The sequence below is a fragment of the Citrobacter sp. S46_ASV_140 genome (genome assembly GCF_018919545.1).
GTDB lineage: Bacteria > Pseudomonadota > Gammaproteobacteria > Enterobacterales > Enterobacteriaceae > Citrobacter > Citrobacter braakii.
Window position 1 is genome coordinate 13,907 of sequence record NZ_JAHLRC010000009.1, and the last position, 22,579, is coordinate 36,485.

Annotated in this window: 25 protein-coding genes; 13 read left to right on the plus strand and 12 right to left on the minus strand. The window is 53.9% G+C overall.

Going from position 1 to position 22,579, the window contains the following annotated elements; genetic code table 11:
- Positions 1–6: 6 nt before the first annotated feature.
- From fimC to fimA, 3 genes are all read right to left on the minus strand, one after another.
- Positions 7–699, minus strand: a complete 693-nt coding sequence (fimC, locus tag KQJ19_RS04580; protein WP_016152127.1) for a type 1 fimbria chaperone FimC — start codon at positions 697–699, stop codon at positions 7–9.
- Between the two features lie 41 nt (positions 700–740).
- Positions 741–1,274, minus strand: a complete 534-nt coding sequence (gene fimI, locus KQJ19_RS04585) for a type 1 fimbrial protein subunit FimI (RefSeq protein WP_019076203.1) — start codon at positions 1,272–1,274, stop codon at positions 741–743.
- Between the two features lie 77 nt (positions 1,275–1,351).
- The gene (fimA, locus tag KQJ19_RS04590; protein ID WP_032931075.1) at positions 1,352–1,906 is read right to left on the minus strand and encodes a type 1 fimbrial major subunit FimA; all 555 of its coding nucleotides are present in this window, start codon (positions 1,904–1,906) and stop codon (positions 1,352–1,354) included.
- A gap of 575 nt (positions 1,907–2,481) precedes the next feature.
- Here fimA and folD point away from each other — a divergent pair.
- The 3 genes from folD (at position 2,482) to KQJ19_RS04605 (ending at position 4,210) form a co-directional block, all read left to right on the plus strand.
- Entirely contained in the window at positions 2,482–3,348 is an 867-nt protein-coding gene (folD, locus tag KQJ19_RS04595) for a bifunctional methylenetetrahydrofolate dehydrogenase/methenyltetrahydrofolate cyclohydrolase FolD (RefSeq protein WP_003021887.1), read from the plus strand.
- Between the two features lies 1 nt (position 3,349).
- Complete coding sequence (ybcJ, locus tag KQJ19_RS04600; protein WP_016152124.1) at positions 3,350–3,562, plus strand: ribosome-associated protein YbcJ; 213 nt, start codon at positions 3,350–3,352, stop codon at positions 3,560–3,562.
- A 123-nt stretch (positions 3,563–3,685) separates the two neighbouring features.
- The gene (locus KQJ19_RS04605; RefSeq protein ID WP_046276061.1) at positions 3,686–4,210 is read left to right on the plus strand and encodes a metal-dependent hydrolase; all 525 of its coding nucleotides are present in this window, start codon (positions 3,686–3,688) and stop codon (positions 4,208–4,210) included.
- A 90-nt stretch (positions 4,211–4,300) separates the two neighbouring features.
- On the opposite strand, the gene cysS is transcribed toward KQJ19_RS04605, so the two are convergent.
- Complete coding sequence (gene cysS, locus KQJ19_RS04610; protein WP_006685638.1) at positions 4,301–5,686, minus strand: cysteine--tRNA ligase; 1,386 nt, start codon at positions 5,684–5,686, stop codon at positions 4,301–4,303.
- Between the two features lie 173 nt (positions 5,687–5,859).
- On the opposite strand from cysS, the gene ppiB reads away from it, so the two are divergent.
- The 5 genes from ppiB to mnmH all read left to right on the plus strand — a co-directional run bounded on the left by ppiB (position 5,860) and on the right by mnmH (position 10,009).
- Entirely contained in the window at positions 5,860–6,354 is a 495-nt protein-coding gene (ppiB, locus tag KQJ19_RS04615) for a peptidylprolyl isomerase B (RefSeq protein ID WP_003021875.1), read from the plus strand.
- A 2-nt stretch (positions 6,355–6,356) separates the two neighbouring features.
- Positions 6,357–7,079 carry a UDP-2,3-diacylglucosamine diphosphatase gene (lpxH, locus tag KQJ19_RS04620; RefSeq protein ID WP_216403384.1) on the plus strand — a complete coding sequence of 241 codons (723 nt, stop codon included), beginning with the start codon at positions 6,357–6,359 and terminating at the stop codon, positions 7,077–7,079.
- Positions 7,080–7,252: 173 nt separating this feature from the next.
- Positions 7,253–7,762, plus strand: a complete 510-nt coding sequence (gene purE, locus KQJ19_RS04625; RefSeq protein WP_075846830.1) for a 5-(carboxyamino)imidazole ribonucleotide mutase — start codon at positions 7,253–7,255, stop codon at positions 7,760–7,762.
- Entirely contained in the window at positions 7,759–8,826 is a 1,068-nt protein-coding gene (purK, locus tag KQJ19_RS04630) for a 5-(carboxyamino)imidazole ribonucleotide synthase (RefSeq protein ID WP_216403385.1), read from the plus strand. The genes purE and purK overlap by 4 nt, the downstream gene beginning before the upstream one ends.
- Positions 8,827–8,923: 97 nt before the next feature.
- Entirely contained in the window at positions 8,924–10,009 is a 1,086-nt protein-coding gene (mnmH, locus tag KQJ19_RS04635; protein ID WP_109018112.1) for a tRNA 2-selenouridine(34) synthase MnmH, read from the plus strand.
- Here the strand turns inward: mnmH and KQJ19_RS04640 are convergent, their stop codons facing one another.
- The 6 genes from KQJ19_RS04640 to ybbA all read right to left on the minus strand — a co-directional run bounded on the left by KQJ19_RS04640 (position 10,010) and on the right by ybbA (position 17,234).
- Positions 10,010–10,669, minus strand: coding sequence for a methionine ABC transporter permease (locus KQJ19_RS04640; RefSeq protein ID WP_003831085.1), 660 nt, complete (start codon positions 10,667–10,669; stop codon positions 10,010–10,012). It abuts the gene before it with no gap.
- On the minus strand, positions 10,662–11,678 hold the full coding sequence (gene sfbB / locus KQJ19_RS04645; protein ID WP_169330305.1) for a virulence-associated ABC transporter ATP-binding protein SfbB: 1,017 nt from the start codon (positions 11,676–11,678) through the stop codon (positions 10,662–10,664). Before sfbB ends, KQJ19_RS04640 begins: the two co-directional genes overlap by 8 nt.
- Positions 11,679–11,740: 62 nt before the next feature.
- Positions 11,741–12,571, minus strand: coding sequence for a MetQ/NlpA family ABC transporter substrate-binding protein (locus KQJ19_RS04650; protein ID WP_016152116.1), 831 nt, complete (start codon positions 12,569–12,571; stop codon positions 11,741–11,743).
- 245 nt (positions 12,572–12,816) lie between these two features.
- The gene (locus KQJ19_RS04655) at positions 12,817–13,950 is read right to left on the minus strand and encodes a porin (protein WP_016152115.1); all 1,134 of its coding nucleotides are present in this window, start codon (positions 13,948–13,950) and stop codon (positions 12,817–12,819) included.
- Between the two features lie 186 nt (positions 13,951–14,136).
- Complete coding sequence (gene ybbP, locus KQJ19_RS04660; protein ID WP_103765970.1) at positions 14,137–16,551, minus strand: putative ABC transporter permease subunit YbbP; 2,415 nt, start codon at positions 16,549–16,551, stop codon at positions 14,137–14,139.
- Positions 16,548–17,234: a putative ABC transporter ATP-binding protein YbbA gene (ybbA, locus tag KQJ19_RS04665; RefSeq protein ID WP_016152113.1), complete on the minus strand. Its 687-nt coding sequence runs from the start codon at positions 17,232–17,234 to the stop codon at positions 16,548–16,550. Before ybbA ends, ybbP begins: the two co-directional genes overlap by 4 nt.
- On the opposite strand from ybbA, the gene tesA reads away from it, so the two are divergent.
- The 3 genes from tesA to KQJ19_RS04680 are packed head-to-tail and all read left to right on the plus strand — an operon-like array spanning position 17,202 to position 19,540.
- Positions 17,202–17,828 (plus strand): multifunctional acyl-CoA thioesterase I/protease I/lysophospholipase L1, encoded by a 627-nt coding sequence (tesA, locus tag KQJ19_RS04670; RefSeq protein ID WP_085951033.1) that lies wholly within the window; start codon positions 17,202–17,204, stop codon positions 17,826–17,828. The two genes, ybbA and tesA, sit on opposite strands and share 33 nt — an antisense overlap.
- A gap of 28 nt (positions 17,829–17,856) precedes the next feature.
- Positions 17,857–18,627 (plus strand): SDR family oxidoreductase, encoded by a 771-nt coding sequence (locus tag KQJ19_RS04675; protein ID WP_216403386.1) that lies wholly within the window; start codon positions 17,857–17,859, stop codon positions 18,625–18,627.
- 58 nt (positions 18,628–18,685) lie between these two features.
- Positions 18,686–19,540 carry a co-chaperone YbbN gene (locus KQJ19_RS04680; RefSeq protein WP_016152110.1) on the plus strand — a complete coding sequence of 285 codons (855 nt, stop codon included), beginning with the start codon at positions 18,686–18,688 and terminating at the stop codon, positions 19,538–19,540.
- 78 nt (positions 19,541–19,618) lie between these two features.
- Here the strand turns inward: KQJ19_RS04680 and fetB are convergent, their stop codons facing one another.
- Both fetB and fetA read right to left on the minus strand, forming a co-directional pair.
- Complete coding sequence (gene fetB / locus KQJ19_RS04685; RefSeq protein ID WP_016155894.1) at positions 19,619–20,398, minus strand: iron export ABC transporter permease subunit FetB; 780 nt, start codon at positions 20,396–20,398, stop codon at positions 19,619–19,621.
- On the minus strand, positions 20,385–21,062 hold the full coding sequence (fetA, locus tag KQJ19_RS04690) for an iron ABC transporter ATP-binding protein FetA (protein WP_019076194.1): 678 nt from the start codon (positions 21,060–21,062) through the stop codon (positions 20,385–20,387). Before fetA ends, fetB begins: the two co-directional genes overlap by 14 nt.
- Positions 21,063–21,196: 134 nt before the next feature.
- On the opposite strand from fetA, the gene KQJ19_RS04695 reads away from it, so the two are divergent.
- Together KQJ19_RS04695 and KQJ19_RS04700 are read left to right on the plus strand one after the other, a co-directional pair.
- A complete protein-coding gene (locus tag KQJ19_RS04695; protein WP_016152106.1) occupies positions 21,197–22,114 on the plus strand; it encodes an SPFH domain-containing protein in 918 nt (305 codons plus the stop codon).
- Positions 22,111–22,569, plus strand: a complete 459-nt coding sequence (locus tag KQJ19_RS04700; protein WP_016152105.1) for an NfeD family protein — start codon at positions 22,111–22,113, stop codon at positions 22,567–22,569. The genes KQJ19_RS04695 and KQJ19_RS04700 overlap by 4 nt, the downstream gene beginning before the upstream one ends.
- The last annotated feature ends 10 nt before the right edge of the window (positions 22,570–22,579 follow it).

Sequence of the window (22,579 nt, forward strand, 5' to 3'; positions counted from 1 at the left end):
GTTATCTCAACGCACACTAACCGTTTTGGCCGGGGTCACAGCGCCATAATCATTGACCGTCTGGAACGTGACGTTGCCCTGAACGCCCGTGGGTAGCAGGACCTGCGCATCGCTTTTCGGCGCAACCATCACGTTATCGACCTTCGTTTTCCCCACATTGAGATTGACCAACGTGACGTAGTACGCTGACGGATTGTTGATTTTCAGGTGGTTGCCGGAGCGGGAAAAGGTCAGCATTCCTGGTGCATCTTCCGGGATTTGCGGCAGATTATTCGGACGAACGAAAAGTTTGATGCGTGACAGAATCGCCAGTTGCAGAACGTTTTTGCCCTCAAGGCTGTTTTTATTGACTGACGGAATGGCTTTGACGTTCATCCAGAACAGCGACTCACGGTCTTTGGGCAGCGGTTCACCGGCATAGATGATACGCAGCGTGTTTTCGCTTTTGGGTTCACTAACAAACAGCGGAGGCGTAACCACAAACGATTTTTCTTTAGCGCCGGCGCTATTCTCAATCCATGAATTAACCAGGTAACGTTCTTTGGTATCGCTATTGCTAATAGACAGGGACGTTTGTTTAGCATCGGCCGGATAAATAACGCGAGTGGCGCCTAATGCAATGCCTCCGGCAGCCTGAACACTGGCAGCAGAAAATAAGGCCAATAAAAGGATAAAACCTGATTTTAGATAATTAAACATAGCTAAAAATACCTTTGATGCGATTATCGTTGGGAAATAAATCAGGGATAAACCAACGTAAACCACACGTCTGAGCGAAGCGTTCCCGGCGTTATATTTTCCGAGACAGCCCGATAGCGGGCAGTGAAATGAAACGTCATCTCTTGCGTTATAATCGGCACATAATGAAGCGGCAGGGCATTCGGTATAATTTGCCGTTGGCGCTCGTCAAATAACGCCAGGCCAATCCCCGAAGCCGCAGACGCATCGCCGCTGGCAAGAAAAACCTGCGGATCTTCCGCTGGCGTCACGCCCGCAAACGCAATCCCAACATGGTCATAAACATCGGAGCTGCACGACGTTAAGCGCAGTGAAAACGGTACGCTGGTAGAGGCGAAGCTTCCCGTCCCAGAGAAAGCATTGGTGCGATACTGCCCCATTTGCACCCGCATATCCTGACTGTCAGTGGCGACCGTACAGGCGCCGTTGACGAGCTGCCCCCGTAAGTGGACGCGGCCACTTTCCAGTATTACCGTATGTGAAAGCACAGGCATTACGCACAGCATTCCCGCCAGCGCCACGCCTTTCCCTATCATCTGCCGCATCCTTCATCATCCCCGGATATTGCCTCATCCATTGAGGCGAACGTCTTCCTTGCGCAAATCAAAACGGCTTATTCGTACTTCATGATGAACGTCGCGTCGGCATTTGCCTGACCCGGCGTTGCGCTTGCGGCAGTGGCTTTGTAACGCGCAGAGAAACGCAGGGTGTTGGTCCCTTCTACCAGCGCCTGAGCGGTAGAGAAGGTTGCGCCATCCGGCTTCAGCGCGGTGGACGTATTGTCCAGAATTTCAATCCCAACACCGCCCGCAGTGGTACCGTTGTCTGCAGAAGAGACGGCCAGCAGGTTGTTATTGGTATTATCGGACTGGCCAGAGAAAGCAACGGCTGCGGTTGCGGCAACGTTCGGGTCACAGTCGTTCAGCACGATAGAGAACGGAATTTGTGCTGTAGTGTCACCCACTGCGGCAAAACTGGCAGTACGATACTGGCCTAACGTCACAACCTGATCGGATGACTGAGTACTGACTGCACAGGCTGCATTGACCAGTTCACCTTCAAAATGCACAGTACCGCCGCTAACGCTTACCGGATCGGCTGCAACCGCTGCACCGGCGACTAACATCAGGCTGGCAATAACAGAAGAGGTCATTAATTTACGTTTCATGGATTTCCCTTGAATTACACACATCCGGCTCCAGCATCCTGCGGGATCCGTTTGAATCATTATCGACATTAAATGTCAGGCTAATTATCTCTGCATCCTGTAAAGATATATATCGCATGAGAATTAGCTAACCTTTTACCCCAATTCTCCTGAGTATTTGATTCACTAATTATTCCTCGCGAATATGACTATTCGTCACAGCGATAAATTAAACATTTCAATTAATGAAAAATACCTGCAAATCCTTTTAATGACCCTAGCTAATTCTTAATGGGACCTAGGAAAAATCTGGGTGGGAATGAGGTAAAATCTCTCATAATTAACCGTAACAGACTGGTTTGTGGCACATTACCCCTGAAAATACCAGGGTGATGAGTTGTTTCATTCACGTTAATTTTAATTAGCATGCTCATTAATTATCCGTAAGGCTTAAGCCTCTGTCCTGACCCCATTCGCAGATCGTGACGCCCCCTGGCGCACGTAAAAATGCAAACGAAAACTGACAGCACGTCCCGCTTCTGACAAAATAGCGGCATCCCCTTCGATTTAACGTAACAGACGGAATCCTCTCTCTGATGGCAGCAAAGATTATTGACGGTAAAACGATTGCGCAGCAGGTGCGCTCTGAGGTTGCTCAAAAAGTTCAGGCGCGTTTAGCGGCTGGATTACGCGCCCCAGGCCTGGCTGTTGTGCTGGTAGGTAGCAACCCGGCTTCGCAGATTTATGTCGCGAGTAAACGCAAAGCCTGTGACGAGGTGGGGTTTGTCTCCCGCTCCTATGACCTGCCTGAAACCACCAGCGAGGCGGAGCTGCTCGAGCTGATCGATACGCTCAATGCAGATACCACCATCGACGGTATTCTGGTCCAGCTACCGTTACCTGCGGGTATCGACAACGTTAAAGTTCTCGAGCGTATTGCGCCGGATAAAGACGTTGACGGTTTCCACCCGTATAACGTTGGTCGCCTGTGCCAGCGTGCGCCGCGCCTGCGCCCGTGTACTCCGCGCGGTATTGTGACTCTGCTTGAGCGTTACAATATCGACACCTACGGTCTGAATGCGGTCGTTATTGGCGCGTCGAATATTGTTGGCCGCCCGATGAGCATGGAGCTGCTGCTGGCTGGCTGCACCACCACCGTCACCCACCGGTTCACCAAAGATCTGCGTCGCCATGTAGAGCATGCAGACCTGCTGATTGTTGCCGTCGGCAAACCTGGCTTTATTCCCGGCGAGTGGATCAAAGAAGGTGCGATTGTGATTGATGTCGGCATCAACCGTCTGGAGAATGGTAAGGTTGTTGGCGATGTGGTCTTTGAAGATGCTGCCGCACGCGCGTCATATATCACGCCGGTACCCGGCGGCGTAGGCCCAATGACGGTCGCCACACTTATCGAAAACACGCTGCAGGCGTGTGTTGAATATCATGATGTAAAGGACGTTTAAGATGGCCACATTTTCACTGGGTAAACACCCACACGTTGAACTCTGCGATTTACTGAAGCTGGAAGGCTGGAGCGAAAGCGGCGCCCAGGCAAAAATTGCTATTGGCGAAGGGTTAGTGAAGGTCGATGGTGCGGTAGAAACGCGTAAACGCTGCAAAATCGTTGCCGGACAGACCGTCAGCTTTGAAGGCCACAGCATTAACGTCGTGGCGTGATCCCAGGTGCCGGATGAGGTTAACCCCTGTCCGGCCACTTCCTCCCTCGTTTTCAGATAATGACTTCATCACCACTTCACAGTGAACTGTTAGCATGTTGTTTTTCCACATGAAGCGATCATCATGCCAACAATCGTTACCCACGCTGCCGTTCCTCTCTGTTTAGGATTAGGTCTCGGGCGTAAAGTCATCCCCCCGCAATTACTGTTTACTGGCGTCATTCTGGCTATGCTGCCGGATGCCGACGTACTGTCGTTTAAGCTTGGCGTCGCCTACGGCAACGTGTTTGGTCACCGTGGTTTTACCCATTCGCTGCTGTTCGCCTTCGTGGTACCGCTGCTCTGCGTATGGATGGGTCGACGATGGTTTAAGGCAGGATTAATTCGCTGCTGGCTATTCCTGACGGTTTCACTGCTGTCGCACAGCCTGTTGGATTCGGTCACCACTGGCGGCAAAGGCGTCGGCTGGCTGTGGCCGTGGTCGGATGAACGCTTCTTTGCACCGTGGCAGGTGATTAAAGTCGCCCCGTTTGCGCTATCTCGCTACGCCACACCATACGGGCACCAGGTGATAATTTCGGAGTTGATATGGGTATGGCTACCGGGAGTTATGATGATGGGTGTGCTGTGGTGGTATCGGAAATATTAATTTGCCGGATACGACAAGCGTCTTATCCGACCGACATTCGTACATTGATTGCCGGACAGGGCGCGAGCCGCCATCCGGCAATCAATATCATTACTTACGGCGCCAGGTAGTGCCCTGCGGGCCATCTTCCAGCACGATACCCATCTCATTGAGACGGTCACGCGCGGCGTCAGCTGCCGCCCAGTCTTTGGCTTTACGGGCATCCAGACGCTGCTGGATTAACGCTTCAATTTCAGCAACTTCACCGTCATCCGCCTGCGCACCGCTTTGCAGGAATGCTTCGGGCTCCTGTTCCAGCAGGCCCAGCACGCTGGAAAGCTTACGCAGATGCGAAGCCATACCGTTAGCCGCCGCCATATCTTCACCCTTCAGGCGGTTAACCTCACGCGCCATATCAAACAGCACGGAGTAGGCTTCCGGCGTATTGAAGTCATCGTCCATCGCTTCAATGAAGCGCGCTTCAAAGGCTTCGCCACCGGCTGGGGCAACGGACTTATCGGTGCCGCGCAGCGCGGTATACAGACGCTCCAGCGCAGAACGCGCCTGCTTCAGGTTCTCTTCGCTGTAGTTTAACTGGCTACGGTAATGACCAGACATCAGGAAGTAGCGAATGGTTTCGGCGTCGTAGTATTTCAGCACGTCACGCACGGTAAAGAAGTTGCCCAACGATTTGGACATTTTCTCCCGGTCAACCATCACCATCCCGGAGTGCATCCAGTAATTAACGTATTCACCGTCATGCGCACAGGTGGACTGAGCGATTTCGTTTTCATGGTGCGGGAACATCAGATCCGAACCACCGCCATGAATATCAAAATGGTTGCCCAACTGTTTGCAGTTCATCGCCGAACATTCGATGTGCCAGCCAGGACGACCCGCGCCCCACGGAGACGGCCAGCTCGGCTCGCCTTCTTTGGACATTTTCCACAGCACGAAGTCCATCGGGTTGCGCTTCACATCAACCACATCAACGCGTGCGCCCGCCTGCAGCTGATCCAGATCCTGGCGTGACAGCTGACCATAATTCGGGTCAGTCGGCACGTCGAACATCACGTCGCCGTTATCAGCAACATATGCGTGACCTTTGGCAATCAGCTGTTCAGTGATTTCAATAATCTCAGCGATATGGTGCGTAGCGCGCGGCTCCAGATCCGGGCGCAGAATATTCAGCGCGTCGAAATCGCTATGCATTTCCGCGATCATTCTGTCGACCAACGCCACAAAGCTCTCACCGTTTTCATTCGCGCGCTTGATGATTTTGTCATCAATATCGGTAATGTTGCGCACATATTTCAGCTTATAGCCGAGGAAGCGCAAATAGCGCGCGACAACGTCGAAAGAAACGAAGGTACGTCCGTGGCCAATATGACAGAGATCGTAAACTGTAATACCACACACGTACATGCCGACTTCCCCGGCATGAATAGGTTTGAATTCCTCTTTTTGGCGCGTCAGTGTATTAAAGATTTTTAACATCGAAGATTCCGTGTAGACGTGTGTGGATAGTAAAGTCTGTATAATACCCATAATTTAGACCGGAAGCAGCACACTTTGCGAGGTGATCGCAGCTTGCGGTTATGCTATAACACACCCCTAACTCTGACCCTCCACGGGGTCGAAGCACCAATCTATCGGAACAGGATGCAAAAATGGTTACTTTCCACACTAATCACGGCGATATCGTAATCAAAACGTTTGATGATAAAGCGCCTGAAACAGTTAAAAACTTCCTGGACTACTGCCGCGAAGGTTTTTACAACAACACCATTTTCCACCGTGTTATTAACGGTTTCATGATCCAGGGCGGCGGTTTCGAACCGGGCATGAAGCAAAAAGCCACGAAAGAAGCGATCAAAAACGAAGCGAACAACGGTCTGAAAAACACCCGTGGTACGCTGGCGATGGCGCGTACTCAGGCTCCGCACTCCGCAACCGCACAGTTCTTCATCAACGTTGCAGACAACGACTTCCTGAACTTCTCCGGCGAAAGCATGCAGGGTTGGGGTTATTGCGTGTTTGCTGAAGTTGTTGAAGGCATGGACGTGGTTGATAAAATCAAAGGCGTTTCAACTGGTCGCAGCGGTATGCACCAGGATGTGCCAAAAGAAGACGTCATCATCGAAAACGTGACCGTCAGCGAGTAATCGTGACGACACTGTTTATTGCAGATCTTCACCTCTGCACAGAAGAACCGGCGATCACCGCCGGTTTTCTGCGTTTTTTAGCCGGTGATGCGCGAAAAGCTGATGCACTGTACATTCTCGGCGACCTGTTTGAAGCCTGGATTGGCGACGACGACCCAACCCCACTGCATAATGAAATAGCCGCGGCGATAAAATCACTGGTTGATTCCGGCGTTCCCTGCTTTTTTATTCACGGCAACCGAGATTTTCTGCTCGGCAAACGTTTTGCCCGTGAAAGCGGCATGAGCTTGCTGCCTGAGAAAAAAGTACTCAACCTGTATGGCCGCAAGGTATTGATCATGCATGGCGACACTTTGTGTACAGACGATGCAGGCTATCAGGCGTTTCGCGCCAAAGTACATCAACCCTGGCTACAGAAGCTGTTCCTCTCCTTACCTCTGTTCGTTCGCCAACGTATCGCCGCGAAAATGCGCGCCAATAGCAAAGCGGCCAACAGCAGCAAGTCACTGGCGATCATGGATGTGAATCCGCAGGCCGTCATCACCGAGATGGAAAAGCATCTGGTCCAGTGGTTAATTCACGGCCACACCCACCGCCCGGCAGTCCACGAGCTTACGGCCAATGAGCAACCCGCTTTTCGCGTGGTATTAGGCGCATGGCACACCGAAGGGTCGATGATCAAAGTCACGCCAGATGACGTTGAACTGATCGCATTTCCGTTTTAATTCCGCAGATATCCAGTTCCTCTTTACACAAAACTCGTTGAGATGCAGCCAGCTACAGAGGCTGCCTGAAGGGTGAAGTGTAAAGCGCGCAATCGTTTTCCTTGACGGCGAATTATGCTATTCTCTGTTGCCTCAAAAGTCGAGTGTAGTGCATCACAGGAGTTTTCAGACGCATGTCTTCCCGCAATAACCCGGCGCGTGTCGCCATCGTGATGGGGTCCAAAAGCGACTGGGCTACCATGCAGTTCGCCGCCGAAATCTTCGAAATTCTGAACGTGCCGCATCATGTTGAAGTCGTCTCCGCCCACCGCACCCCTGACAAGCTGTTTAGCTTCGCCGAAAGCGCAGAAGAGAACGGCTATCAGGTGATCATTGCCGGTGCGGGTGGCGCTGCGCATCTGCCGGGCATGATTGCGGCTAAAACGCTGGTGCCTGTTTTAGGCGTCCCGGTGCAAAGCGCGGCGCTGAGCGGCGTAGATAGCCTTTACTCCATCGTACAGATGCCGCGCGGTATTCCGGTCGGAACGCTGGCTATCGGCAAAGCGGGCGCGGCAAATGCGGCCCTGCTGGCAGCACAAATTCTGGCAACACACGACAAAGCATTACACCAGCGTCTGAACGACTGGCGCAAAGTACAAACCGACGAGGTGCTGGAGAATCCGGACCCGCGAGGTGCGGCATGAAGCAGGTCTGCGTACTCGGTAACGGTCAGTTAGGGCGCATGCTGCGCCAGGCCGGTGAGCCGCTGGGCATTGCGGTCTGGCCCGTCGGGCTGGATGCCGAACCAGCAGCGGTCCCTTTTCAGCAAAGCGTGATCACCGCTGAGATTGAGCGCTGGCCGGAAACGGCGCTCACCCGCGAGCTCGCGCGCCATCCGGCATTTGTCAACCGCGACGTTTTCCCAATTATTGCCGACCGTCTGACGCAAAAGCAGCTTTTTGACAAGCTCGGCCTGGCAACTGCGCCGTGGCAGTTGCTGGCGGATAAAAGCGAATGGCCTGCAGTATTCGACAAACTCGGTGAGCTGGCGATCGTGAAACGTCGCGTCGGCGGTTACGACGGTCGTGGGCAGTGGCGTTTGCGCGCAAATGAAACCGAACAACTGCCGGACGACTGCTACGGCGAGTGCATCGTTGAGCAGGGAATCAACTTCTCTGGTGAAGTCTCACTGGTTGGCGCTCGTGCGCACGACGGTAGCACCGTCTTCTATCCGCTGACCCATAACCTGCACCAGGACGGCATTCTGCGCACCAGCGTGGTCTTCCCGCAGGCTAACGGCAAACAGCAGAAACAGGCCGAAGCGATGCTCTCTGCCATCATGCAGGAGCTGGGCTATGTCGGCGTGATGGCGATGGAATGTTTCATCACCCCGGAAGGTCTGCTGATTAACGAACTGGCTCCACGCGTGCACAACAGCGGGCACTGGACGCAAAACGGTGCCAGCATCAGCCAGTTTGAGCTGCACCTGCGCGCCATTACCAACCTACCGTTACCCACGCCGATAGTGAACACTCATTCGGTGATGGTAAATCTGATTGGTAGCGACCTGAACTACGACTGGCTGAAGCTGCCGCTGGTGCATCTGCACTGGTATGACAAAGAGGTGCGTGAAGGGCGTAAGGTGGGACACCTGAACCTGAGCGACAGCGATACCGCGCGTCTTAGCGCGACGCTGGAAGCGCTTATCCCCCTGCTGCCGCCGGAATATGCCAGCGGTATTATCTGGGCGCAGTCAACGCTGAAATAAGCCATTAATGCCGGGGATTTGATTTTATCCTTCCCCGGCCCCTCCTCTGGCGCGTAAAATCCCCTCCATTGCTGTTTTTGTATTTTCAGGATCACACATGAACGATGGAACGGACTATCGCGCAATTTTGCTCGCTGGTACGCCTATAATCGATGTACGCGCCCCCGTCGAATTTCTGCAAGGCGCAATGCCGGGCGCAATCAACCTTCCCCTGATGAACGATGACGAACGTGCCGCCGTGGGTACCTGTTATAAACGTCAGGGACCCGAGGCAGCCCTCACGCTCGGCCATCAATTGGTCTGCGGCGAGACTCGCCAACAACGTATGAAGGCCTGGCTGGACGCCTGTCGTCAAAATCCTGCGGGTTATTTATGCTGCGCGCGCGGCGGTCAGCGTTCGCACATTGTGCAACAGTGGCTGCACGAGTCCGGGATTGACTACCCGCTGATACACGGTGGCTACAAAGCCCTGCGTCAGGCGGCGATTCAACTGACTGAAAAATTAGTGCAAAAGCCGATCGTCTTAATTGGCGGCTGTACCGGGAACGGTAAAACGCAGCTGGTGCAACAGCAGCCGAACGGCGTGGATCTCGAAGGTCTGGCGCACCATCGCGGTTCCTCGTTTGGTCGCACCGTTGAACCGCAGTTGAGTCAGGCGAGTTTTGAAAACCTGCTGGCGGTCGAAATGCTCAGAACCGACAGCCGTCAGGATCTGCGTCTGTGGGTACTGGAAGATGAAGGCCGCATGATCGGGGCTAATCATCTACCCGAATGCCTGCGCGAACGCATGACCCAGGCATCTATTGCAGTGGTGGACGATCCTTTTGAGCGTCGTCTGGAGCGACTGCGCGAAGAGTATTTCGTGCGGATGCACCACGATTTTACCCATGCTTATGGCGAGAGTCAGGGCTGGCAGGAGTATAGCGAGTATCTGCACCACGGCCTGTTTGCTATTCGCCGCCGTCTGGGTTTACAACGTTTTGCCGAGCTGACCGCCCTGCTCGACGTGGCTCTGCGCGAACAGCAAGCGACGGGCAGTACCGACGCCCATATGGGCTGGCTGGTGCCGTTGCTCAACGAGTATTACGACCCGATGTATCGTTATCAACTGGAAAAGAAAGCCGCGAAAGTCGTCTTTCGCGGCACATGGCAGGACGTTGCCGGATGGCTTAACGCACAGTGATCAGTGTCTGTCGCGCTTATCCGCGCGTTTCGCCAGCCAGTCGCCCAGCACCTGAACGACCTGCACCAGAATAATCAGCGCCACCACGGTGACGATCATGACCTGGGTTTCATAGCGGTAATAACCAAAGCGAATCGCCAGGTCGCCTACCCCACCGCCACCAACGATTCCGGCCATCGCGGAGTAACCGATCAGACTCACCAGCGTTATCGTCAACCCACGCAGCAGACCCGCGCTCGCTTCAGGTAACAGAACGGTGCAGATGATACGCATCGGGCTGGCACCAAAGGCTTCCGCCGCTTCAATAATGCCTTTATCGACTTCACGCAGTGCGCTGTCGACCAGACGGGCATAAAAAGCGATTGCCGCCACCGAGAGCGGGACCGACGCCGCAATCGGCCCAATGGTATTTCCGAGTAAAAACTGTGTGAGCGGCAGCAGCAGCACCAGCAGGATCACAAACGGCACCGAACGGATGATATTCACCAGCACGGAGCTGAGCAGATACACAAAACGGTTTTGCCAGAATAAATGCCGGTCGGTGACGAAAATAAGAAAACCGAGCGGCAGACCGCCAATAATCGCCAGCACCGTAGAGATGCTTAGCATCTGAAAGGTTTCATTAAACGCCAGCGTCAAATCAGGCAATAAATCATCCACGAATCACCTCCACCTGTGCCGTGCGTTGACGAATATGCTCCACGGCGACATCCACCGCAGAAGGGTTATGCGGCGCGGTCAGTTGCACCACCAGAATCCCCAGCGCACGCTCGCCGATATATTCAATTTTGCCGTGCAGAATGTTCACCGCCACACCAAATTTAACCGCGACTTCTGACAACACCGGCTGTTCCGCCGAATCGCCGATGAACAGAATTTTCAGCAACTGGCCAGGCAAATGCTGGCGCAAGCGTTCGGGTAGCGTCAGATTGAGGGTATGCGACACCAGTTGCTGCGTGAAAGCGTGCTGCGGGTGAGCAAAAACGTCAAACACCTCACCGGACTCCACCACCTTGCCGCCGGACATCACCGCCACACGATCGCAAATCGATTTGATCACGTTCATCTCGTGAGTGATCAGCACGATCGTGATCCCCAACTGTTGGTTGATCTGCTTAAGCAATGCCAGAATAGTGGCCGATGTTTCCAGATCCAGCGCAGAGGTCGGTTCATCACACAGCAGCACATCGGGGTGATTGGCAATCGCACGGGCAATACCAACGCGCTGCTTTTGCCCGCCGCTGAGCTGTACAGGAAAGCGGTTTGCCTTGTCAGACAGCCCCACCAGCGTCAGGATTTCGCTGACGCGTGGGCCAATTTTACTGCGCTCCCATCCGGCAGCCTTCAGGCTGAAAGCGACGTTTTGCGCCACGGTACGGGTATGCATCAGATTAAAATGCTGAAAAATCATCCCAATACGCTGACGGGCTTTACGTAGTTGCGCCCCTTCCAGCGCGGAAATTTCTACGCCGTTAACCTTTACGCTTCCCAGGCTTGGTCGCGTTAAGGCGTTCAGGGTGCGCAGCAGCGTACTTTTCCCCGCGCCGCTGGTCCCGACAATGCCAAATATCTCGCCTGCGCCTATGCGCAAGTTGACGTCATCAACCGCCCGGGTTGATGGTCCACGGCCTGCGCTAAAATCCACGCAAACCTTTTCTATCTCAATCATAGCCACCTCAGAAATGCGAAAAGGGCAGTCGCCGCTGCCCCTGTTAACCTTGTGCGCAGCGATTATTGGGCTGCCGACATCCATTCCGGTTTCTGGAAGGCGCTGTAGATATTTTGCGGATCGTCGATCACCGCGCGATACGCCGGAGATTTCACCGCCGCCACAATATCTTTCGCGAACGGTTTATCCGCATCTTCACTGCGTACCGCTATGATATTTTTCAGATTTTCGTCCAGATGCTCTTGCTTAATGGCGCTGGCGAGATCCAGTTTTGCCGCCACGGCAAAGTTACCGTTGACCAGCGCGCCGGTCACACCGTCCAGGGTACGCGGCAGCTGCGCCGCTTCCAGCGGTTTAAACACCAGCCCTTTCGGGTTGCTGGCGATATCGCGCTCAGAGGCTTTAGTCGGATCGATAGTGTCTTTGATGGTAATAAGGCCAATAGACTGCAGGAAACGCAGACCGCGAGCCAGATTGGTTGGATCATTGGAAAGCGTGATCACATCCCCTTTTTTTAACTCATCCAGGCTTTTGATTTTATGTGAGTAAAAACCCATCCCGGCCGTCGGGACCACAATCAGCTTGCTCAGCTTCAGTCCTTTATCAGCGGTGAATTTGTCAAAGTAGAGCGAGTGCTGGAACAAGTTGGCATCAATACTGCCGTTGGAAAGCGCCATGTTCGGCTGCACGTAGTCGCTGAATTCGCGCACCACTACCTTATAGCCTTTCTCTTTCAGCGTAGGGGCAATGGCCTGTTTCACCATATCGCCGTACGGCCCAGGTGCGACGCCAAACACGATGGTATGCGGGTCACTGTTCGCATGAGCAAGTTGTAATCCACAGGCCAGTAACAGCGCTCCGGTCGCGACGCGTAAACTCTGACGCAATCCCATAATTTCTCCATTTTAACGTTGTGGTGTCATGTCTCACGCCGTTCTTGCGGCGTTGTTCTTGTTGGCCTGTTAACAGGCTGATTGTTAACATGACACAGATCACAACCTGCTGTCCTTGAAATTATTTCATGATGTTGCGGGATATGTCGTTGAATGTACGTTGAAGGTACTAATGTGTTTTTCAGCAAAGGATAGTAAAAAACCGGATAACCTTCTGGTTACCCGGTTTTGGCAGGGAAATTGACTTAGAAGTCGTAACGCAGACGAACCAGGTTCATATCACCCAGATTGTCGGTGCTGGAGGTGAAGACGTGTTCGTAATCAACACGGAAACCGTAGTCCAGCTGGAAGCTGATACCCACACCATTGTCGGTACGCAGGTAGTTACGACCATTCACGTATTCAATACGGTCGCCCATAACGTAGGGTTGAACGGATTTCAGCGCATACTGACCAACCGGGAAGGTGTAACCCGCGAAGTATTCCAGACCCCAGGCATCACCGGCAAAGTAATCGTTAACGGAGACTTTTTTGGTGGTCATGAAGTTTTGATACCAACCGCCGCCCATCGAGAAGGTCCAGTTGTCCGGTTTCCAGCTCAGCGCGGTACCGACGATGTTTTGATCGTAGGTTTTGCTGGTGTCGCCACGCATTTCCGCGCGGGTGTAGTTCCACGCCGTACCCCAGGTCAGGTCATCGGTGATGTGATAATCCACACCCAGCGAGCCACCGCCTTTACGCTTGTAGCGCAGACCATTGTTCGGGTTGTAATCATCGCTGAACAGATAAGATGCGTAGAGATCAACATCACCAACCGTTTTCTTATACTTCAGTGATTTACGCGTACGATAGGAACCGTCATAGTCGCCATTGATACCGTTACCTGGTGCCTGACCGATCATGTCGTAGTCCCAGATATCCGTTTTCGCACCAACCACATCATAGTAAATGCTGTTCTGTTGACCGAAGGTCAGCGTACCCCAGGTCGCGCTCTTCAGACCGGTGTACAACATACGACGCGTGGTATCGTTGGCGCCGTTAGCATAGTGATTATCCCAGTTGAACATTGCCGGGAAGTTAACGCCCAGCTCGTAATAACTCACCCAGCTGATGTCATCAAACAGATAGTAATCAGCGGCGAAGCGGAAACGCGTCCCGCCGTCGAAACCATTACGTTTGTAGCCATTCTTACCATCATCACCGGCCATATTCTGGAACTGCGGACGAATACTCCCGCCAACGGTGAAGTTAAGACGGCTCAGCGGGTTGCCCGCCTGTGGATCTTGTTTCAGGACCGTGATTTCCGCCTGGGAGGCGAACGTCGTTAATGCCACTGCTGCGCCGATCGATACCGCCAGCGCCGTTTTTTTTATAGTCATTATTTGTACCTTGATAGATAGCCTGCCAATTATTCAGCATACAAATATTAACGTTTATTAATACACTCGTGTTGTCGGGTTTTTATTGTTCTGTGCTGTTAAATATCAATGAGTTATCAATTTGTGCTAAATAGATAAAAAACGCACCGATTTAAAAAACCGGTGCGTAATCATCACGAATATGAATTAACTACTGAACTGACGGAACAGCGCTTTGCCTTTTAGCAGACGTGAACCGAGCCATCCGCCGCATAACGAGAGCAACAATGCCCCACAAAGCGGCAACACGACCCACAGTCGCCAGTCTGGCTCCCACGGAAAATCAAACACTCGGGTTTGCAGCACCGCCAGTGCGGTTTCCGCGCCGATAGCAGCCACCAGTCCAGCGACCATTCCGAGCATGGCGAACTCGCACCATAGCGTGGTACGCAGCAGCTTCTTACCCGCGCCCAGCGTGCGCCAGACCACCAGTTCCTGATGACGCTGACGCATTCCGACCTGGACCTGTGCCAATAGCAGCAACATACCGCAAGCGGTAACCAGCACCACCATCACCTCCAGTGCCCGGCTCACCTGCTCCAGCACCTGGCTCACCTGTTTGAGGATTGCGCCAATATCCAGCAGGCTGATAGTCGGGAATTCGCGGTTAAGCTGCGTCAGCATGCCGTTGCCGTTCTCCCAGCGAAAGCTGGTTAACCAGCTTTGCGGCTGAGCGTCCAGCGCGCCGGAGGGAAAGATAAAGAAGAAGTTGGGGCGCAGGCTTTCCCAGTCCACTTTGCGCAGACTGCTGACCGTGGCGCTGAAATCCTGGGTATCGCCCATAAAGGTCACCCGATCGCCAAGCTTGACGTTCAGCCGTTTCGCCAGCCCCTCTTCCATCGAGACTTCGCCCGCTTTTGGCGGCCAGCTTCCGGCAACGATCGGGTTATGATCCGGTCGGGTATCCTGCCAGGTCAGATTAAGCTCGCGGTTCAGCGCCTCATCGTGATTGCCTTCGGTCGGCTTCTCATTGATCGCCGTCAGACGCGCCCGCACAATCGGATAGAACGATTCCGGGATCACCTGATGCTCAGCCAGGAAAGCCTTGAGTGGAACCACCTGTTCGGTGGCAATGTTGATGAGAAAATAGTTCGGGCTTTCCGGCGGCATTTGCTGCTGCCAGCGGTCGAGCAGGTCGCCACGCAGTACCAGCAGCAGCGCCAGCAACATAAAGGAAAGCGAAAATGCCGACAGCTGACTGAGCGTTGACCACGGCTGGCGCAACAGCCGACTGACCGCTAAACGCAGCGGCAGCGAGGTGAGCGTCAGGCCACGCAGCACGTTGAGCAGCATCCAGCCGAGCACCCCGCACAAAAGCGCCAGCACTACCGCTCCGGCCAGCACGGCCCACAGCAGCGGGCTTCCGCCCATCAGTCCGGCGAGCAGGGCAATCACGACTATCAATACCACCGGCAAATAAAACTTCAGCGGCCAGACGTTTGCCACCACGTCACGGCGCAGTACCCGCAGTGGCTGAGTCGCCAGCAGCAAACGGTAAGGGCGTAACCCCACCAGCAGAGAAATGACCGTCATGGTGCCTAATGCCCATAGCCACGGCCAGGGACTGGCAGGCGGCAGTTCGCCGGGCAGTACCGGCTTAAGTAATACCACCAGCACGCGTTCAAACAACAGCCCGAATAACCCTCCGGTCACGCCAGACAGCACCAGCACCATCAGCCATTGACCAACAATCAGCCTGCGCAACTGTGCTCTGCCCGCGCCAAGGGTTTTCAGAATAGCCACCAGATCGTAACGACTGCGGCAGTAATGGCTCATCGCCACGGCAACCGCAGCGACCGCCAGCAGCAGGGTTAGCAGCGCCGACAGCAGCAGGAACTGTTGCGAACGCTCCAGTGATTTCCCCAGCGCCCCTTCATCCTGCTCCAGCCCATACCAGCGCTGTTCAGGCTTTAACTGCGGGAGCAGCCATTTTTCATAGGCTTCCAGTTGCTGCGGTGTCCCGCCAAATTTATAGCGCCAGGTCACCCGGCTCCCCGGCTGGACCGCCGCCGTTTTTTCGACATCCGCCACGTTCATCATCAGGCGCGGCGCTATCTGGAACGGATTAAAACCGGCATCCGGCTCCTGCACCACTTCCCCGGCGATGCGCAGCGTGGCATCACCCACGTCGATGGAATCACCGATTTTTAAGTTCAGCAACGCCATCAGACGCGGAGCCAGCAGCACCGAGCCAGGCTGAGGTTTCAGTCCCGGCGGATTGGTTTGCAACGTGCCATACATCGGATACACATCATCCACCGCTTTGACGTTCGCCAACTGCGGCGTATCCCGGGCAAAGGTCATAGTGGCAAAGGTCAGCTGTTCGCCCACTTTCAGGCCACGCTGTCGCGCCTCGTCAATCCACGCTTTCGGCACGGTACGCGAACTTTGCAGCGACCGATCTCCCGCCATAAACTCACGGCTTTGCTGGCTCAGCCCTTTTTCCATACGATCGCTGATATTGCCCAGAGCCAGCACGCAGGCCACGGCCAGGCTCAGCGCCAGCCAGACAATCAGTAATGAAGGCGAGCGCCATTCGCGCCAGAACCAGCGTGCAATCATGCCTCCTCCTGCAACTGTCCGTTCACCAGGCGTAAACGCCGATCGCAACGCGCCGCCAGTTGAGAATCATGGGTCACCAGAATCAGGGTGGTGCCATGTTCCCGGTTCAGAGAAAACAGCAGGTCGGCGATTTTGTCTCCGGTCTGGCGGTCCAGATTGCCCGTCGGTTCATCGGCAAACAGCACGTCAGGGCGACCGTTAAACGCCCGCGCCAGCGCCACGCGCTGCTGCTCCCCACCGGAAAGCTGGGCCGGAAGATGATCAAGACGTTTTCCCAGCCCCAGTTGCTCCAGCAACGTTTTTGCCCCGTCGCGACTTTTTCCACTGTTTTCACCGCGCAACAACGCGGGCAACTCGACGTTTTCCAGCGCGTTAAGGGTCGGAATTAACATGAATGACTGGAAGACAAAACCCACGTGTCGCGCCCGCAGCTGTGCCCGGGCTTCTTCATCCATGGTGTGCAGCGCCTGCCCCACCAGACTGACTTCACCGCTGGTGCCATCGTCCAGCCCGGCGAGGATCGCCAGCAGTGTGGATTTTCCTGAACCCGACTCGCCAATCAGCGCAATGGTCTCGGCGCGTTTGACAACCAGTTCAACTCCGGTAAGGATGGATAGCTCATGATCACCCTGACCGACGGATTTCTTAAGATGATGAACTTCAACAATGTTTTCCGCTGGCATTGGCCTTTCCTGTTCCTGGTCCTGTTAACTTTCCGCGCCGCCGCAGCGGACACGTTATTAATTCTGGGTGACAGCCTGAGCGCCGGATACCGTATGTCCGCCAGCGCCGCGTGGCCTGCGCTACTTAATGATAAATGGCAAACCAAAACGCCGGTGGTGAATGCCAGTATTAGCGGCGACACCTCGCAGCAGGGTCTGGCCCGTCTGCCTGCATTACTGAAGCAGCACCAGCCGCGCTGGGTGCTGGTCGAACTTGGCGGCAACGACGGTCTGCGCGGTTTTGCGCCTGCGCAAACCGAACAAACCCTGCGCACGATTCTGCAGGATGTGAAAGCAGCAAATGCCGAACCGCTGCTGATGCAAATTCGTCTGCCGGCAAACTACGGTCGCCGTTATAATGAAAGCTTTAGCGCGATTTATCCAAAACTCGCCAAAGAGTTTGATATACCTCTGCTGCCCTTTTTTATGGAAGAGGTTTATCTGAAACCCCAGTGGATGCAGGATGATGGTATTCATCCTAACCGTGACGCCCAGCCGTTTATTGCCGACTGGATGGCGCAACATCTCACTCCTCTAGTAAATCACGACTCGTAAAACAACGGAGATCCTGACAGGTAAAGTTATGCAAAAATCGGTCTTAATAACAGGATGTTCCAGCGGAATCGGTCTGGAAAGCGCGCTTGAGCTAAAGCGCCAGGGTTTTCAAATTCTGGCAGGCTGTCGCAAACCTGACGATGTGGCGCGTATGAACAGCATGGGATTCACCGGCATATTGCTGGATCTGGATTCACCCGAGAGCGTAGATCGCGCGGCTGATGAGGTGATAGCCCTGACCGATAATCGTTTGTATGGGATCTTTAACAACGCCGGATACGGCGTCTATGGCCCACTGCCCACCATCAGCCGCGAGCAGATGGAACAGCAGTTTTCCGCCAACTTCTTCGGCGCACATCAGCTTACCATGCGCCTGTTACCCGCCATGCTACCCCACAGCGAAGGACGAATTGTGATGACCTCGTCGGTAATGGGATTGATCTCAACGCCGGGACGCGGGGCCTATGCCGCCAGCAAATATGCGCTGGAAGCCTGGTCCGACGCGCTGCGTATGGAGCTGCGCCACAGCGGGATTAAGGTCAGCCTGATTGAGCCAGGCCCTATTCGCACCCGCTTTACCGAAAACGTCAACCAGACCCAGAGCGATGCTCCCGTGGAAAACCCCGGAATTGCCGCGCGTTTTACGCTGGGGCCACAAGCGGTTGTCGCCAAAGTGCGTCATGCGTTTGAGAGCGACAAACCAAAGCTGCGTTATCCGGTTACGCTGGTGACCTGGGCAGTTATGCTACTGAAGCGCCTGTTGCCAGGCCGCATAATGGACAAAATTTTACAGGGTTGAGTTGAAGCACGCGCGTCAGCCCCCATGTAACAAGAAATCGACAAAAGAGAGTAACTCCATGTCCACACAGAATATTGTTAACATTAACGAATCGAACCTCCAGCAGACCCTTGAACAGTCGATGACCACGCCGGTCCTGTTCTATTTTTGGTCTGAGCGCAGCCAGCATTGTCTGCAATTAACGCCGGTACTGGAGAGCCTTGTTGCTCAGTACAACGGTCAGTTTATTCTCGCCAAGTTAGATTGCGACGCCGAGCAGATGATCGCCTCCCAGTTTGGTCTGCGCGCGATCCCCACGGTTTATCTGTTCCAGAACGGTCAGCCGGTAGATGGATTCCAGGGCCCGCAGCCGGAAGAAGTTATTCGCGCGCTGCTGGAGAAAGTGTTACCGAGCGAGGAAGAGCTGAAAGCGCGCCAGGCGATCGAGTTCATCGAAGCCGGCAATCACGCTGATGCGCTGCCGCTGCTGAAAGAAGCATGGCAGATCTCCAATCAGAGCAGCGAAATTGGCCTGCTGCTGGCGGAAACGCAAATCGCCCTGAACCGTTCTGACGAAGCCGAAGCGGTACTGAAAACTATCCCGTTGCAGGATCAGGACACCCGTTATCAGGGGCTGGTGGCACAGATCGAACTGCTGAAGCAGGCGGCTGATACACCTGAAATCCAACAGTTGCAGCAGCAGGTCGCCAGCAATCCACAGGATGCGGCGCTGGCAACTCAACTGGCCATTCAGTTACACCAGGTCGGACGTAACGAGGAATCACTGGAATTGCTGTTCAGTCACCTGAAGAAAGATCTCACTGCAGCCGACGGTCAGGCGCGTAAAACCTTCCAGGAGATCCTTGCCGCACTGGGCACCGGCGATGCGCTGGCCTCGAAATACCGCCGCCAGCTGTACGCGCTGTTGTACTAATCCGCTGCATTTGCCTGATGGCGCTTGCGCTAATCGGGCCTACAATCTCCCCGTAGGCCCGCGCCATCCGGTACTCCATTAGTTTTTTTTCAAATGCGTCACCACCAGTTGGTGACGTGAATTATAGAACTTCCGATAGGTCAGGTAGCAGGCGATAATGGTTGACAGACTGGCGGTCGAAAGCAGCATAAACGTCACCATAATCTGATACTTAATCGCTTTTACCGGATCAATACCTGCAAAGATCAACCCGGACATCATCCCCGGTAAACTCACCAGTCCCACGGTCTTCGCTGAATCGATCGTCGGGATCAGCGAAGCGCGAATACTGTCGCGAATCAGCGGCGCGGAGGCCACTTTCGGCGTCGCACCGAGGCTGAGTTTTTCCTGAATTTGCTGCTGTTCGCTGTTAAACCGCTGCCCCAGATTGTTGTAACACAGCCCTACCGCAACCATCGCATTGCCTGCAATCATGCCGGAAATTGGGATCACCTGCATTGGGGTAAACTCGATAGAGCCTGACAGAACCAGCACCGCCAGCGTTAACCCCGCCCCCGCCGTGATGGCGATAAATGACGAGAGAAAAGCTTTATCAATATATTTACTGCGCTTTTGCGCGTTATAGGCCGCGTTGAAACAGATAAACAGCACCATCAATAAGGTCAGAATGCTGTGGTTAACGCCGAAAATATATTTCAGCACATAACCAACGATAATAAGCTGAACCACCGCCCGGCAAACGCTCCAGAGAATATCTTTTTCCAGCGCCAGTTTTTCTTTGTTGCTGATCAGTATCGCGACCACCACCAGCATCATCGCTAACGCCAGTGATTCATTGGTAATATTATGCTCGTTCATTGCTTACTTCCTGCATTTCCCCGGCGTGCGGTTGAAGGGTTATGACATTATCCGCATGATTAATTTCATCTTTGTCGTGCGTCACCCACAGCACAGCAATATTCTTATCGCGAACATAGTGGTGAATTAATTCGTTCACATTCCGTTTATTGGCTTCATCCAGCGCGCTGGTGATTTCATCAAGCAGCAGGATTTTTGGCAGAAACTGTAAATTACGAATTAACGAGACGCGTTGCTTTTCACCGCCGGACAGCTCATTAATGTTTTTTTTGAGGATCGTTTCGGGTAGCTCAAAACGGGCCAGATCGGCAAGAAACACATCCGGATCCGGACGTTTATCGCGGATTTGCCAGGGGAAAATGAGGTTGTCGTAAACGGTGTCACCAAACAACGCGGGCGTTTGCGCACAATAAGAAACCTGCTGGCGATATGTTTCAGGCTTAAGAGTGTTTATCTCCTTGCCCTCAAAGAGAATTTCACCGGCAGTCGGGCTGATTAATGACGCCACAATCTTGAGTAACGTACTTTTACCGCAACCAGACTGGCCGGTAATCAGCTTAAATTCTCCGGCCCGGAGATTAAAACAGATGTTATTGAGAACCTGCGTCGCCCCTGCCTGCCATGCGACATTTTTTAACTGAAGCAGAATGCTGCTTTCTTCCATTACCAATCCCTTTTTTACCTCTTTCGTGCAGACAGTCTATCCCTGTAATTTATTATAGGGGAGCCCACCCTGATAAATCGGGTATAATTTGACTAATGAGGCAGTAAAGGACAACACAACAGGAGGTTTCATCAATGCTCATTTTTATTCCTATTCTCATTTTTGTCGCGCTGGTCATCGTCGGTGCTGGCGTCAAAATCGTCCCGCAGGGATATCAGTGGACGGTCGAGCGTTTTGGCCGTTACACCAAAACCCTGCAACCGGGTTTAAACCTTGTTGTACCGTTCATGGACCGCATCGGTCGTAAGATCAACATGATGGAACAGGTGCTTGATATCCCCTCTCAGGAAGTCATCTCCAAAGACAACGCCAACGTCGCGATTGATGCCGTCTGCTTTATTCAGGTGATCGACGCGCCAAAAGCGGCTTATGAGGTCAGCAACCTGGAACTGGCGATCATCAACCTGACCATGACCAATATTCGTACCGTTCTCGGCTCGATGGAACTCGATGAAATGCTCTCCCAGCGCGACAACATCAACACGCGCCTGCTGCATATCGTTGATGAGGCCACGAATCCCTGGGGCATCAAAATCACCCGTATTGAAATCCGCGATGTGCGTCCCCCAGCAGAACTTATCGACGCCATGAACGCGCAGATGAAAGCCGAACGTACCAAGCGTGCCTATATTCTTGAAGCGGAAGGGATCCGTCAGGCAGAAATCGTCAAGGCCGAAGGTGAGAAACAGTCGAAAATCCTCAAAGCGGAAGGTGAACGCCAGTCGGCATTTTTACAGGCTGAAGCGCGTGAACGTTCCGCAGAGGCCGAGGCCCGCGCGACGCAGATGGTTTCGGAGGCCATTGCCGCTGGGGATATTCAGGCCGTGAACTACTTCGTGGCGCAGAAATACACCGAAGCGCTGCAGCACATCGGTTCGTCGAATAACAGCAAAGTGGTGATGATGCCGCTGGATGCCAGCAGCCTGATGGGGTCCATTGCCGGGATCGCCGAACTGGTGAAAGACAGCGCCAGCGAACGGAAAAAATCATGATAGCGATGATTCTGGTGCACCCGCACATCTTCTGGCTCAGCCTCGGCGGTCTGCTACTCGCCGCCGAGATGCTGGGCGGTAACGGCTATCTGCTGTGGAGCGGCGTGGCGGCGGTGATTACCGGCCTGGTGGTGTGGCTCATCCCGCTTGACTGGGCGTGGCAGGGGGCGATGTTCGCCGTACTCACCCTGCTGGCGGCCTGGCTGTGGTGGAAGTGGCTGGCAAGGCGCGTACAAGATCAGAAACCCGCCGACAGCCATCTTAACCAGCGCGGGCAGCAGTTGGTTGGCCGTCGATTTATTCTGGAAACTGCCCTGGTCAATGGCCGCGGACATATGCGCGTCGGCGACAGCTCATGGCCCGTCAGCGCCCGCGACGATTTGAGCGCCGGAACGCAGGTTGAAGTTATTGCCGTTGAGGGAATTACCCTGATTATTACAGCGGTATCACACTAAAAAGACAGGA